The sequence below is a fragment of the Novispirillum itersonii subsp. itersonii ATCC 12639 genome, from assembly GCF_000381985.1.
Classification (GTDB): domain Bacteria; phylum Pseudomonadota; class Alphaproteobacteria; order Rhodospirillales; family Rhodospirillaceae; genus Novispirillum; species Novispirillum itersonii.
Genome location: NZ_KB907339.1, coordinates 282,743 through 296,037, shown reverse-complemented (window position 1 = coordinate 296,037; position 13,295 = coordinate 282,743). Strand labels below are relative to the sequence as shown.

Sequence of the window (13,295 nt, the reverse complement as noted above, 5' to 3'; positions counted from 1 at the left end):
CACCTTTTGGATGATTGCCCCTTCTGCGATGTCAGCCCGCCGCCACACCCCTGTCAGCATGATCCGACGCAGCAGCCTGCTGGCTGCCGTGATCGCCCTGCTGATCCAGAGTCTGGTCTGGGGCCTGCTGATGCCGGGCGCGGCGGCGGCGGCCCCGCCGGGGGCCATCGCCATCTGCACCAGCGACGGCCTAGTCTATCAGACTGCTGACGGCACCCTGCTGACAGCAGACGGTGCAACCGTCGCCCCGGCCAAAGCCGGGGGCCACTGCCCGCTGTGCCCGCTGATCGCGGGCCTGAGCCTGCCGCCCCCCGCCGTCACCGCTGCGCCCCCTTCTGCCGGTCGGGCCCCTGCGCCTGCCCTGCCGGAACAACAGGTGGCCTCCCGGTGGTTTCTGGCCACCCCGCAGGCCCGCGCACCACCGGCCGTCTGACGTTTTTTCCCCCTCTTTCCGGCCTGATACACGCCCCCTGCCCGCACACGGCAGGCCCTGATTCATGGCCGGTCCCATCGGAAAATCACGTTTTTGACGGAAGGACCACCCGTGTCCCGCACCCCATTTCTGGCCCGCACAGCCTGCGCGGCCCTGCCCCTGCTTGCCCTGCTGCCGGTCTGCGCACAGGCGGAACAGACCCTGACCCCCATGACCGTGACCGCCACGCGGACGGAACGCGACCCGTTTGAAGTCCCCGCCGCTGTCACTGTCCTGACGCGGGAACAGATGGACGAAGCGCAGGCGTCCTCCCTTCAGATCCTGCGGACCATTCCCGGGGTCAATATGGGCGGTGGCGCACGCGCTGCCGGACAGATCCCCTCGGTCCGCGGGCTTCAGGGGCCACGGGTGATCCTGTCGGTGGACGGGGCCCGCCGGAACCATGTGGATGGCATCCGCTCCCCCCTGCTGATCGACCCGGATATGGTGCAACAGGTGGATGTGATGCGGGGCCCGGCCTCTGCCCTGTATGGCAGCGGCGGTATCGGCGGGGTGATTGCCCTGCGCACGCTGGAAGCCGGAGATATTCTGCAGGATGGCCGCACCCACGGCGGGCGCATCCGCACCAGTTACCGCAGCGGGGATGAATCCTTTTCCAGCAACCTGACCGGGGCCGCACAGGCACAGGGCTTTGCCCTGCTGGGCAGCACCACCCTGCGCGAGGCGGGGGACATCCATACCGGGGCCAGCGACGATCTGCTGAGTGATGATCAGCTGCGCACCGGCCTACTGAAAGGCAGCTACAGCCCCAACGACCTGCATAAAATCCAGCTGTCGTATCAGCGCTTTAATGACAGACTGCTGACCCCCAGCAATCCCGGCGGAACCCCGGCTTTCGGGCTGCTGCAACAGCTTCGGCGGCAGCAGGATGAAATGGTCGGCAGCTATGCCTTCCGCGATGCTGACCGGTCGCTGTTTGACGGCAAAATCACCGTCTACAACACCAGACTGCACTTTAAAACGCTGCCGTATACATCCGGGGTCAACCCCACTGATGTGGTCACCGAAACCACCGGCGTCAGTGCCCAGAACTCCAGCCGCTTTGAGACCGCATCATGGCTGAAGCACCGCGTCACCTATGGCATTGACGCCTATCAGGACGCGCAGCGTAACCGTGACGGGGCCGGGATCAACGCCGTAACCCCGGACGGCGAGCAGACATCCGTCGGGACCTTCATCCAGAATGAAATGACGGTTGCCGACCAGTGGACCCTGACCGGAGCCCTGCGCAACGATACCTATTCTCTGGCCCCGAAAACACTGGATGACAGCAGCGTCAGCCGGGTTTCCCCCAAGCTGACCCTGCATTGGCAGCCGAACGAGGTGCTGGGGCTGTTCGGTGGATATTCAGAAGCCTTCCGTGCCCCGACCCTGAGCGAATCCTACCAGAACCTGAACACCACCCGCGCCCTGTTCAACTTCCGCCCCAATGACGCGCTGAAGCCGGAAACCAGCAAAACGTGGGAAGGCGGGATGACCCTGTCGTTCCGCGATGTCATCGCCCCCGGCGATCAGGCCCGGTTCAAAGGGGTGGCCTTTACGGAAGAGGTGGATGACCTGATCACCTCCTCCGTGATCGGCACCTATACCCGTGCGGCCCCGTTCAGCGGCACCGGCTCAGTTTTCCAGAACCGCAACGTCTCGAAAGCCAAGCGCCACGGCATGGAACTGGAAGCCGGGTACACCACCGGCCCGCTGGAACTGGGCGCCGGTTATGCCCGGATCCGGTCAGAAGACGGCACCACCGGCGACAATCTGTTCGCCCCGCCGGATACCCTCAGCCTGTCCACCCGCTATCAGTTTGATGATAACTGGTCCGGCTGGTGGCTGGGGCAGTTTGTGGCAGCGCAGGATTATGACGCCACGCTGGCCCGCCAGCGCAGCGGCTATGGCCTGCACAGCCTTGGCGTTGCCTATGATCAGGACTGGTGGCGGGCGGACCTGAATGTCTCCAACCTGTTTGACCAGACCTATGTGACCTATCAGCAGTCGCAGACCACCACCTACACCTATGAAGAAGGCCGCAGCATCAACCTGTCGCTGACGGCCCGGTTCTGATCCGCCATCCCCCCGCCCCGCCTGCCGGAGCGGGGGGTCTTCCATCGGTCAATGCAGCCCCACGGGGAGTCCCCTCTCATGCGTCTGTCCCTGCCTGCCCTCTGTGGCCTTGCCCTTGCCACCCTGACCGCCTGCGGCACCACCCCGCCGCAGACCCAGACGGTCGAAATCGCCTTCACCCTGCGGGCCGGGACTGCCCCGGTTTACTGCGGCGGCCCCTTCGGCCCGCTGGGCACCCCCGCCGTCACCGCCACCCTGCGCGATGCCCGCCTGTACGTGCAGGATATTGCCCTGATTGACACCACCGGAACCGCCGTGCCGGTCACCCTGCCCGCCAATGACTGGCAACAGCCGGGGGTCGCCCTGATCGACCTTGAGACCGGCGGCCCGGACTGTGCGGGCACCGCCGCCACCAACCCGGTGATCCGTGGCACTCTTCCTGCCGGAACGTATTCCGGTCTTCGTTTTACGGTTGGCGTTCCAGAAACCCTCAACCATACCAGTGTTGAGGTCACCCCCGCCCCGCTGGACGTGGTGGCAATGAACTGGAGCTGGCAAGCCGGGCGGAAGTTTATGAAGGTGGAGGTCACCCCCACCGGCGGCGTGACCAAGCCGGATGGGGCCAAAACCGCCACATGGTTCCTGCATCTCGGGTCAACCGACTGCACCGGCAATCCGGCGCAGGGCGGCACGGTCACCTGCCAGCGCCCCAACCGGCTGCCGGTCACCCTGCCCGCCTTCGATCCGGCCCGGCAGGCGGTGGCACTTGACCTGACCGCCCTGTTCAGCGGCACCGACCTGACCCGGGATCAGGGCGGGGCTGTCGGCTGTATGAGCGGCCCGACAGACCCCGATTGCCCGGCGGTGTTCGGCACCCTTGGCCTGTCCCTGACCAATGGTCAGCCGGTCACACCGGGACAGCCGCCGGTGTTCCGTGCCGTGGATGTGCGGTGATGGGCCGCCCAGCCCTGCTGCCCCTGCTGGCGGGTCTTCTGCTGCCGCTGTCTGCGGCGGCAGGGGACTGGGCGTGGTCTCTGCCAGACTACATCCCCCCGCCCCGGGTGCCTGCCGATAACCCGATGACGACAGAAAAAGTCGAGCTGGGCCGTCATCTGTTTTACGACCGTCGCCTGTCAGGCAATGGCACCACGGCCTGCTCATCCTGCCATCTTCAGGCGCTGGCCTTTACCGACGGGCGGGCAGTCTCGCCGGGCTCGACCGGCGCACACACCCACCGCAATGCGCCGACGGTGGTCAATTCCGCCTGGAATGCCACCTACACCTGGGCCAACCCCGCCTTGGTCTCGCTGGAATCCCAGATGGAAAACCCGCTGTTTGGCGACGACCCGGTGGAAATGGGGGTGACCGACCACACCAGACCGCTGATCCTTGACCGCCTGAAGGCCGAGCCCGTTTACGCCCCGCTGTTTTCCGCCGCCTTCCCCGACGACCCGCAGCCGGTCACCCTGCACCGGGTGATTCAGGCGATTTCCAGCTTCCAGCGGGCGCTGGTCTCAGCCGACAGCCGCTATGACCGCAGCCTTCAGGGCAGGCTGGAGCTGACCCCGGCGGAACAGCGGGGGCGTGATCTGTTTTTTGGCGAACGGGCGGAATGCCATCACTGCCACGGCAGCTTTAACTTTAACGATCAGGTCGCCCATGCCCGCAGCCGCGAGGTGGAGACCCCGTTTCATAACACCGGGCTGTATAACATCGGCGGCACCGGGGCCTATCCTTTCCCCAACCGGGGTATTTTTGAACTGTCCGGACGGCAGGAGGATATGGGCGCCTTCCGTGCCCCGTCACTGCGCAACATCGCCCTGACCGCGCCCTATATGCACGATGGATCGGTCGCCACTCTGGCGGCGGTGGTGGACATTTATTCCGATGGCGGGCGGAAACTTGAAACCGGCCCGCTGGCGGGGGATGGCCGCACCACCCCGCACAAAAGCGGACTGATTGCCCGGATTGATCTGTCAGCGACCGAGAAAGCCGATCTGGTCGCCTTTCTGGAAAGCCTGACCGACCTGACCCTGCCGACCGACCCCCGCTTTGCCGACCCGTGGAGCCGGTAACAGCATCAGCACACGGTATGACCTGCCTGCGCCAGCAGCACCCCGGCAGCGGGCAGGTCTGCCGCCTTGACCAGCAGAAAGTCGCCGTTGAAGGTGGAGATCACAAAGATACCGATCCCGTTCTCTGACAGCGGGCGGATCACCGACAGCACAATGCCGGTTTCGTTGAACGCAAACGGCCCCAGCAGCTTCAGGCACCGCCAGCCACGGTCAGCCCGCACCCCGTCTTCCGGCACCCGGTCCTGACGGCAGACCACCGACAGCTCATCATCGGCGCGGGTGACGGTCACCATCCCCGGCCCATTGATCCAATCCGGGAACGGGGCATCGGGCGGCAACTGCGCCACCGCATACAGACCATCCCACTGCTGTAACGTGACCGGCATCGCTGTTCTGCCTTTCGTCTGGCCCCGTGCCCCATCCTCATGGCACGTAGCGGACTCTGTCCGGGGATGATATCCCCCCGGAAGCCCACGAAAAAGGGCCCCGGTTTCCCGGAGCCCTGTTTTCCAGCATTCTGACAGAAGGCTTTAGCCCAGCAGCTTTTTCTTCAGGATCTCCTGAAGCATGCCGGGGTTGGCCTTGCCCTGCGTCGCCTTCATCACCTGCCCGATGAACCAGGCGATCAGCTTTTCCTTCCCGTCGCGCACGTCCTGCGCCTTATCCGGGTTGGCGGCAATCACCGCGTCACAGGCAGCTTCAATCGCGCCGGTATCGGTCACCTGCTTCATGCCGCGTTCTTCGACGATGACGGCGGGGTCCTTGCCCTCTTCCAGCATGATCTCGAACACGTCTTTGGCCAGACGGCCGGAGATGGTGTTGTCGTTGACCAGATCGACCAGCTGGCCGAGCTGCGCCGGGCTGATCGGGCTTTCGGTGATCGACAGGCCCTTCTTGTTCAGGCCGCCGAACAGGGTGGTGATCAGCCAGTTGGCCACCTGCTTGCCGTCGCGGCCCTTGGCGGCCTCTTCGAAGTAAGCGGCGGTTTCTTTTTCCATCACCAGCACCCCGGCGTCATAGCCGGTCATGCCGTAGGTCTCGACGAAGCGGGCCTTCTTCTCGTCCGGCAGCTCCGGCAGGGTCACCCTGATGGCTTCGACGAAGGCATCGTCGAATTCCAGCGGCAGCAGATCCGGGTCGGGGAAGTAGCGGTAATCGTGCGCATGTTCCTTACTGCGCATCGACCGGGTTTCCCCCCGGTTCGGGTCGAACAGGCGGGTTTCCTGCACGATGTCGCCGCCGCTTTCGTACACCTCGACGTGGCGCTTGGCTTCGATCTCGATCGCCTGCATCACGAAACGGACGGAGTTGACGTTCTTGATCTCGCAGCGGGTGCGGTACGGCTCCCCGGCCTTGCGGACGGAGACGTTGACGTCACAGCGCATGGAGCCTTCGTCCATGTTGCCGTCGCAGGTTTCCAGATAGCGCAGGATCGCCCGCAGCTTGCGCAGATAGGCCCCGGCTTCTTCCGGGGTGCGCATGTCCGGCTTCGACACGATTTCCATCAGCGCGACGCCGGAGCGGTTAAGGTCGATGAACGACTTGCTGGGGTGCTGGTCGTGCACCGACTTCCCGGCGTCCTGTTCCAGATGCAGGCGTTCAATGCCAACCGTGCGGCTGGTGCCGTCCGGCAGGTCGAGGATGATTTCCCCTTCCCCGACGATCGGCAGGTCGAACTGGCTGATCTGGTAGCCCTGCGGCAGATCGGCGTAAAAGTAGTTCTTGCGGGCAAACACGCTGCGCTTGTTGATCTTGGCCTTCAGGCCGAGACCGGTGCGCACCGCCTGCTCCACGCAGACGCTGTTGATGGTCGGCAGCATACCGGGGAACCCGGCATCAACGAACGACACCTGCGTATTGGCGTCCGCCCCGAAGGCGGTGGCAGCACCGGAAAACAGCTTGGCGTTGGAAATGACCTGAGCGTGGACTTCCAGCCCGATCACCAGTTCCCAGTCGCCGGTTTCCCCTTTGATGATGTAGCTCATACTCTTATCCCTTCACCAGCGACGGCACGGCGGAGAAGCCAGCAGCCTTTTCCAGCACATCCCCGGCCCGCAGCACGGTTTCTTCGTCGAACGGGCGGCCGATGAGCTGCAGGCCCAGCGGCAGACCGGTGGACGACAGCCCGACCGGCACCGACAGGCCCGGCAGACCGGCCAGCGAGGTCGGCACGGTGAAAACGTCGTTCAGGTACATGGCAATCGGGTCATCCATATTGGCCCCGATGCCGAACGCCGGGGTCGGCGCGGTCGGGGTCAGGATGACATCAACGGTCTTGAAGGCATTGCGGAAGTCTTCGGCAATGCGGGCGCGGACGCGCTGCGCCTTCAGGTAATAGGCATCGTAATACCCGGCGGACAGCACATAGGTGCCCATCAGGATCCGGCGCTGCACTTCCTCCCCAAACCCGGCGGCGCGGGTTTTGGCGTACATCTCATCCAGCGTCTTGCCCTCAACCCGCAGGCCGAAGCGCAGGCCGTCATAGCGGGCGAGGTTGGAAGAGGCTTCCGCCGGGGCGATGATGTAATAGGTCGCCAGCGCATACTTGGTGTGCGGCAGGCTGATATCGACCACCTCGGCCCCGGCGGCCTTCAGCATGTCGATGCCCTTATCCCACAGGGCGTTGATTTCCGGGTCCAGACCTTCCGGGCGGTATTCCTGCGGGATCCCGACCTTCAGGCCCCGGATGTCGCCGGTCAGCGCCGCTTCAAAGTCCGGCAGGGCCACATCGGCAGAGGTGGAATCCTTCGGGTCAAACCCGGCCATGGAGCCAAGCATGATCGCCGCATCGCGGACGGTGCGGGTCATCGGACCGGCCTGATCCAGCGAGCTGGCATAGGCGATGATCCCGAAGCGGGAGCAGCGGCCATAGGTCGGCTTAATGCCGGTGATGCCGCAGTAGGCGGCAGGCTGACGGATCGACCCGCCGGTGTCGGTGCCGGTGGCGGCCAGCGCCATGCGGGCGGACACGGCAGCGGCAGACCCGCCGGAGGACCCGCCGGGCACCAGATCAACGTCAGAGCCTTCGGCCTTCCACGGGTTTTTCGCCGGGCCGTAATAGCTGGTCTGGTTCGATCCGCCCATGGCGAATTCATCAAGGTTCAGCTTGCCCAGCATCACCGCACCGGCCTTCTTCAGGTTGGCGGAGACGGTGCTTTCATAGGGCGGCTTAAAACCGTCCAGAATGTGGCTGGCGGCAGTGGTCAGCACGCCTTCGGTGCAGAACAGATCCTTGATGCCGACCGGAATCCCGGCCATTGCCCCGGCAGTGCCGGCGGCAAGGGCGGCATCGGCGGCCTTGGCCTGTTCCCGGGCCAGATCCGGGGTTTCGGTGATATAGGCGTTCAGGTCGCGGTGCTTTTCGACCATGCCCAGATAGGCATCGGTCAGTTCCACGGCAGTGAATTCCTTGGCGCGCAGCCCGTCGCGGGCTTCGGCCAGACTCAGATCCAGAAGCGACGTCATTACTCGACCACCTTCGGCACGGTGAAGAAGCCATCCATGGCTTCCGGGGCATTGGCGAGAATCTTTTCCGGGATGCCGCCATCGGTGATGACGTCATCGCGCCACCGCAGCACGGCATCGGTGACGCTCGACATCGGTTGGACGCCGTCGGTATCCACTTCCTTCAGCTGCTCGAACCAGTCGAGAATGCCGGAAAGCTGGCCCGCGAGGGGTTCGAGCTTTTCGTCGGCCACCTCGATGCGGGAAAGGAAGGCGATCTTCCTGACGGTGTCTCTGTCAAGCGACATTGAAAAGTGTCTCCTGGTGGGAGTAAGTGTCTGTACACACCCTGCGGGCCGGACGGCACCGCAGGAAAGAGAATACTGGAAAAACCGGCGGAAGGTAGCACCCGGCATGGACGACCGCAACCCTGAGAACCAGCCCCCCGCAGCCCTGCCGGAGAGCCCCGCCCCCCGCCCTGCCCGCCCTGCGGACCTGACCCCGGCGGAGATGAAGGCCCTGCTGCCCCGCCACGGCCGCCTGCTGGGGCTGGATCTGGGCACCAAAACCATCGGCCTTGCCCTGTCCGACGCCCTGCTGATGGTGGCAACACCCCTGCTGACCATCCGCCGCACCAAGTTCACGCAGGATGTGGACGAACTGGCCGCCGTGGTCAAAAAGCACGAGGTCGCCGGGCTGGTGCTGGGCCTGCCGCGCGAAATGGACGGCAGCGAAGGCAAACGCTGCCAGTCCACCCGCCAGTTCGCCCTGAACCTGCGGACCAAACAAACCCCGGTCGCCGCCCTGCCGGTGGCGTTCTGGGACGAACGCCTCTCCACCGTCGCCGTGCAGCGGATGATGATCGAGGAAATGGACCTCTCCCGCAAACGCCGCGCCGAAACCGTCGACCAGTCAGCGGCGGCCTATATCCTTCAGGGCTTTCTGGATGCGTTGGGGTGAGGGTGTGGGAGTTGGGAGCGTGAAGCGTGGGGATCTTATCCCCACACCCCTGCGTGAGAGGCTTAGCCTCTCACGCTCTCTGAGCTAACGGCAGTCAGCCAGATCAGACAGAATGTCTGATCTGACGTAGATAACGGAATAGCGGTTTTGGCTATCAATTTCTGCGCGGACCGTCAAGTCCGTGAACAATACTGTTGTTTGTCAAAGGTCATATGCTGCGGATTTTCCGCTGCGGCCTATTGAATCCAGATGCTCAGCGGAGGGCTAAGCTTGCTAAGGCGGTAGAAGTTTGTATGGCCGATGGCGATGCCTGTGGTCGTTAAGGTGAATTTATTGATCGGTGTGTCGTCCCAGGCCGCTTTTAGCTGCTCAAATTTCGGAAACACATCGGTCACGGCCTTGCGGAAATCCTCGACCGTCGGAAGCCCTTCCTCCACCAGAACTTTAATTTTGTTTTGGTCTTCTTGGTCAAGCGAGGTTGCCGCCAGCCTTTGAGCGAATTCTATATGGCTGCAGGCATCGAAGCGCACCTCGCTAACGTTCTCTGGATTGAACCTCTTGATCAGGTCGTTGGCGATCAAGAAATCCAGCAGTTGCTGTCCCAGTCGCTGTGCCACATTCTCGATCATATGAGGCGGGGAAAACACCAAACGGAACCTGTCATTAAATACATCACCGAAGGGAAGCGAGGTGATGTTGTTGAGGCTCCCACAGCCGAGCGACTGCATGTATGCATAGCTCGATGTCGTGTTTTCGATGAATGGAAGCAGTTCACCAGCCGTGTCAGACAGGAAGCGTCCAAGACTTTCAGGCGAAACCCAGTTTATAATACGGACATGATGGATGCTGAAGATCAGGGTAATCTCGGCGAACTCATTAACCGTAAGAAGCGCCGACTTTTCGACGGCATCGTTGAGCGACAACGAAAGCCGGGACCGCTTGCCGTGTTTTGACCGTTCGACAATTAGGTCCACGAGAGTCTCTTGGATCATCTCATCGCCAGACCGTGCATAAGCATGCTGGCCTCGTGTCAAGAGGGACTGGAAGTCAGGGTCTTTAAAGGCTTCACTGTTGGCATTTTCGTCTGTTGTGAAGCGCAGAATCAGCCTTTCCTCAAATTTTTCAAGGCGGTCGTCAACGATCTGTCGGGCTACTGCCGTATAGGCTGGAAGCTGCTTTGCCAAGGCTTCCAAAATCACCCCCATCTGTTCCGGCGAAAGACCGATATTTGTGTCTCGGCCAGACTGGATGGCGAAGGAGTTTTCACCGACTTCTTGGTCTTGGTCGTTCTTATCGGCCATCCTTACCCCCTCCCGCCCTGGGCGAAGCCGGATAGTTTGTGTCTCGGCCGGACTGAATGACGATTCCGCTGCCCTTGTTTTTCTGCGTCTGCTTGTTGATGTGCGTCTTTTTCATCAGAGTCTTTACAGTGAAGAACCCGGCAATCGTCACCCCAATAGAAATTAGTGTGACGACGATCCCCGTCACGTTTAGATAATCCCCTAAAGCTTCCACGCCCCTCTCTCCGAAAATCTCCATCCAAGGTAGTTAGTTGTATATTTTTTCACCTATCTCTAAAAGAGGGTAAAACTAGGTAATTGCACCATCTTGCGTTGATTAAAATTTATGTCCCACTGGTAGAATTCAATGGACACGATCTTCCATGGCTGGTCGATGAGCTTGTTCCAGGCATGGCAGCAGAGGGCGATGATTTGGTCGCAGGACTCGAATACGCGGTTAGACAGCCAGTTGTCGCGGATGAACTGCCAGATATTTTCCACCGGGTTGAGTTCCGGGGTCCGGGGCGGGAGAGGCAGGATGGTGATGTTGGCGGGCACGGCCAGTTTGTCGGTGGTGTGCCATCCGGCTTGATCCATCGTAAGCGCGCAGGGCGCCACGGGGCGGGTCCCGCACTTGGCCCAGCGTCGTGTGATCTTAACTTTTCTGACCGTCTCGGGCCTCGTCCTTCCACCACAGCTCTATGTGGGCTCCCGCCAGTAAGGCGGCCCGGACCACCGCCAGTTCGGCTTTTAAAATCCTCAATAGCTTCGCCGTTCTGGCCATGGCGGCGAGGGCGAGCCGACAGCTTTCGGAATCCCATCGCTTTCAATTCGCGCCCCATTGTCGTCTCGTCCAGCGAGATGCCGAATTCCTCGAAGATCCACTGTACCAGATCCTTCAGCCGCCAGCACACGACGCCGTCGACCGCCGCGATCGGCCCGTGATCCACCTTTTCGGCCAATGCCTGACGCTGAGCGGCATTCAGCTTCGGCGTTTGCCCCAGAGCCTTGCACTCAATCAGTCCGTCCGGCCCCTGCGCGTTGAAGCGCAGAACCCAGTCCCGAATAATTTGCAGGCCAACCCCACCTAATTTGGCGTCGATCTCCGGCTGCCACCATCGTAGATCGACGCCAGCACCAGCAACCGCCGTGCCTGGTCGGCGTCCTTCGAGTGTCGGGCAAGAGAGCGAAGGCTGGAGCCATCATAATCGAGGCGAAGGGGGATCGGTGCTGCCACGGTAAGTCTCCGGCTGTTTGCCTGAGTGACTCATATTCGGCAGATCTTGGGAATCCCCCTCAGTGAGTCAATCTCACCGCAGGCTGGTATCACACTCTCTCGCAAGTCAAGTTCAACTTGGACACCTCCCGGCATCGACACTCGAAAGCGAATCACACAGTCAACCGACAGGCCAGTTTTCGGAGGTATCCACATCGAAGCCCGGACGGCCACCCTTCGACGGATCAGACCGTTGGACAGCCTTGAGGAGGAGCGGACGGAACTGTTCGAACGGCACCGTCCGATCCAGCTTTTCCAGCGGATCACCCTCCGCGGAAAGCACTTCAAGGCTGTTCTCAAGATCCCAAAAACCCGCCTGACCTGTCATCTTTACCTCCCGCCATCGACGCCCGAAAGCGAATCACACATTCAGCCAAAACGTCAACTTCCGGAGGCGTCCAATTTTGAATATTGCAAACCCTCAAAAATCGTATTTAGATTGTAGAAGACCTTACTATATAACCTTTACTACCGTCGGAGATAAAAGTGTCTGAAGGAAGTATTTATATTCTCGTGAACCAGTCTATGCCGGGTTACATTAAAATTGGCATGACGAGCTCAACAGTGGCTGATCGTATGCGCTCTCTTGATGGAACTGGAATCCCGCTTCCATTTGAGTGTTTTTATGCTGTTACTGTTGAAAATATGGAGCTTGCTGAAAAGAAGATTCATGATGCGTTTGGAGATTATAGAGTTAGAAAAAATCGAGAATTTTTCACTGTAAGCCCCGACAGAGTGAAATCTATTCTGGAGCTTATTGGGAAGGACGACGTCACTCCAAAGTCGGATATTGTAGAGAATCTTGATGACCAGGGCGCCCTTGATGCAGCTAGGAAGAGAAAATCTATTTTTAGTTTTGATGTTGTCAATATCCCCGTAAATGCTGAATTGGTATCTATTTTCTCTGACACTGAAAAATGCGTTGTATCCGGAAGGCGGAAAGTTATTTTCCGAGATAAAGAAACCAGCTTGAGCGATGCTGCGATGATACTCGCCCGTGAGCATGGATACCAATGGAGGACAATCAACGGCCCCATGTACTGGACATATAATGGAAAGACACTTCCTGAAATACGTGAGGAGGTCGAGAGCGGGACAGGTGACGTCGAGGCTGATTGATCGCCACTTTGTGTTTTTGGGGGAGCAGCGCCCCGCGCTTCCCCTTCCCCAAATCCACTCCCCCTCACCCCTTCTGCGGCGGGAAGCCTTTGACGTGGGCTTCCATTTCCTCGCCGATCTGGCGGCGCATTTCGACCAATTTGATGGCGGAAGCGTGGAGGTATTTGTCTTCTTCCGTCACCGGCACCCATTCCGGCACCGGCGACGGTCGCCCGGCGTTGTCCACGGCGACCATGATGACGATGCAGTGGGTGGTCAGGTAGCGCTGGCGTTCCTTGGGGTCGCCGGCGTCAACGCGGATGCCGATGTGCATGGAGGTGCGGCCGGTGTAGATCACCTTGGCGGTGACCTCGACCAGACTGCCGACGTGGATCGGCTGCACGAAGCGGATGCCCCCGGCATAGGCGGTGATGCAGTATTTGCCGCTCCAGCCCGCCGCGCAGGCGTAGGCGGCAAGGTCGATCCACTTCATCACCGCGCCGCCGTGGACTTTGCCGCCGAAGTTCTGGTCGCCCGGCTCGGCCATAAAGCGCAGGGTGATTTCTCTTTGCATATCAGACATGCCTGATGGTTCCGCTGTGTACTGCCCC

General features: G+C 61.2%; 14 protein-coding genes and 1 pseudogene. 6 read left to right on the top strand and 9 right to left on the bottom strand.

Going from position 1 to position 13,295, the window contains the following annotated elements:
* Positions 1 to 10: 10 nt before the first annotated feature.
* From G365_RS20670 to G365_RS0107010, 4 genes are all read left to right on the top strand, one after another.
* Positions 11 to 433, top strand: coding sequence for a DUF2946 family protein (locus G365_RS20670; RefSeq protein ID WP_019644803.1), 423 nt, complete (start codon positions 11 to 13; stop codon positions 431 to 433).
* A gap of 111 nt (positions 434 to 544) precedes the next feature.
* Positions 545 to 2,551: a TonB-dependent receptor domain-containing protein gene (locus G365_RS0107020; protein ID WP_019644802.1), complete on the top strand. Its 2,007-nt coding sequence runs from the start codon at positions 545 to 547 to the stop codon at positions 2,549 to 2,551.
* Positions 2,552 to 2,629: 78 nt separating this feature from the next.
* Positions 2,630 to 3,505 carry an MbnP family copper-binding protein gene (locus G365_RS0107015; protein WP_019644801.1) on the top strand — a complete coding sequence of 292 codons (876 nt, stop codon included), beginning with the start codon at positions 2,630 to 2,632 and terminating at the stop codon, positions 3,503 to 3,505.
* Positions 3,505 to 4,626 (top strand): methanobactin export MATE transporter MbnM, encoded by a 1,122-nt coding sequence (locus tag G365_RS0107010; RefSeq protein WP_019644800.1) that lies wholly within the window; start codon positions 3,505 to 3,507, stop codon positions 4,624 to 4,626. The genes G365_RS0107015 and G365_RS0107010 overlap by 1 nt, the downstream gene beginning before the upstream one ends.
* 5 nt (positions 4,627 to 4,631) lie before the next feature.
* Here the strand turns inward: G365_RS0107010 and G365_RS0107005 are convergent, their stop codons facing one another.
* The 4 genes from G365_RS0107005 to gatC form a co-directional block, all read right to left on the bottom strand.
* Positions 4,632 to 5,012, bottom strand: a complete 381-nt coding sequence (locus G365_RS0107005) for an ACT domain-containing protein (protein ID WP_019644799.1) — start codon at positions 5,010 to 5,012, stop codon at positions 4,632 to 4,634.
* Positions 5,013 to 5,156: 144 nt separating this feature from the next.
* Positions 5,157 to 6,611 carry an Asp-tRNA(Asn)/Glu-tRNA(Gln) amidotransferase subunit GatB gene (gatB, locus tag G365_RS0107000; protein WP_019644798.1) on the bottom strand — a complete coding sequence of 485 codons (1,455 nt, stop codon included), beginning with the start codon at positions 6,609 to 6,611 and terminating at the stop codon, positions 5,157 to 5,159.
* A gap of 4 nt (positions 6,612 to 6,615) precedes the next feature.
* Positions 6,616 to 8,091 (bottom strand): Asp-tRNA(Asn)/Glu-tRNA(Gln) amidotransferase subunit GatA, encoded by a 1,476-nt coding sequence (gene gatA / locus G365_RS0106995; protein WP_019644797.1) that lies wholly within the window; start codon positions 8,089 to 8,091, stop codon positions 6,616 to 6,618.
* On the bottom strand, positions 8,091 to 8,378 hold the full coding sequence (gatC, locus tag G365_RS0106990) for an Asp-tRNA(Asn)/Glu-tRNA(Gln) amidotransferase subunit GatC (protein WP_019644796.1): 288 nt from the start codon (positions 8,376 to 8,378) through the stop codon (positions 8,091 to 8,093). Before gatC ends, gatA begins: the two co-directional genes overlap by 1 nt.
* A gap of 202 nt (positions 8,379 to 8,580) precedes the next feature.
* Here gatC and ruvX point away from each other — a divergent pair, with 202 nt between their 5' ends.
* Complete coding sequence (gene ruvX / locus G365_RS0106985) at positions 8,581 to 9,030, top strand: Holliday junction resolvase RuvX (protein ID WP_043741839.1); 450 nt, start codon at positions 8,581 to 8,583, stop codon at positions 9,028 to 9,030.
* Positions 9,031 to 9,266: 236 nt separating this feature from the next.
* Here the strand turns inward: ruvX and G365_RS0106980 are convergent, their stop codons facing one another.
* The 4 genes and pseudogenes from G365_RS0106980 to G365_RS0106960 form a co-directional block, all read right to left on the bottom strand.
* Positions 9,267 to 10,331, bottom strand: coding sequence for an LPO_1073/Vpar_1526 family protein (locus tag G365_RS0106980; protein ID WP_019644794.1), 1,065 nt, complete (start codon positions 10,329 to 10,331; stop codon positions 9,267 to 9,269).
* Positions 10,321 to 10,545 carry a hypothetical protein gene (locus tag G365_RS0106975; protein ID WP_155976162.1) on the bottom strand — a complete coding sequence of 75 codons (225 nt, stop codon included), beginning with the start codon at positions 10,543 to 10,545 and terminating at the stop codon, positions 10,321 to 10,323. Before G365_RS0106975 ends, G365_RS0106980 begins: the two co-directional genes overlap by 11 nt.
* 59 nt (positions 10,546 to 10,604) lie before the next feature.
* A pseudogene (locus G365_RS23465) lies at positions 10,605 to 11,547 on the bottom strand (winged helix-turn-helix domain-containing protein).
* Between the two features lie 160 nt (positions 11,548 to 11,707).
* On the bottom strand, positions 11,708 to 11,914 hold the full coding sequence (locus G365_RS0106960; protein ID WP_019644790.1) for a hypothetical protein: 207 nt from the start codon (positions 11,912 to 11,914) through the stop codon (positions 11,708 to 11,710).
* Positions 11,915 to 12,072: 158 nt separating this feature from the next.
* On the opposite strand from G365_RS0106960, the gene G365_RS23460 reads away from it, so the two are divergent.
* Entirely contained in the window at positions 12,073 to 12,705 is a 633-nt protein-coding gene (locus tag G365_RS23460; protein ID WP_043741733.1) for a GIY-YIG nuclease family protein, read from the top strand.
* A 64-nt stretch (positions 12,706 to 12,769) separates the two neighbouring features.
* On the opposite strand, the gene G365_RS0106950 is transcribed toward G365_RS23460, so the two are convergent.
* The gene (locus G365_RS0106950; protein ID WP_019644788.1) at positions 12,770 to 13,267 is read right to left on the bottom strand and encodes an acyl-CoA thioesterase; all 498 of its coding nucleotides are present in this window, start codon (positions 13,265 to 13,267) and stop codon (positions 12,770 to 12,772) included.
* Between the last annotated feature and the right edge of the window lie 28 nt (positions 13,268 to 13,295).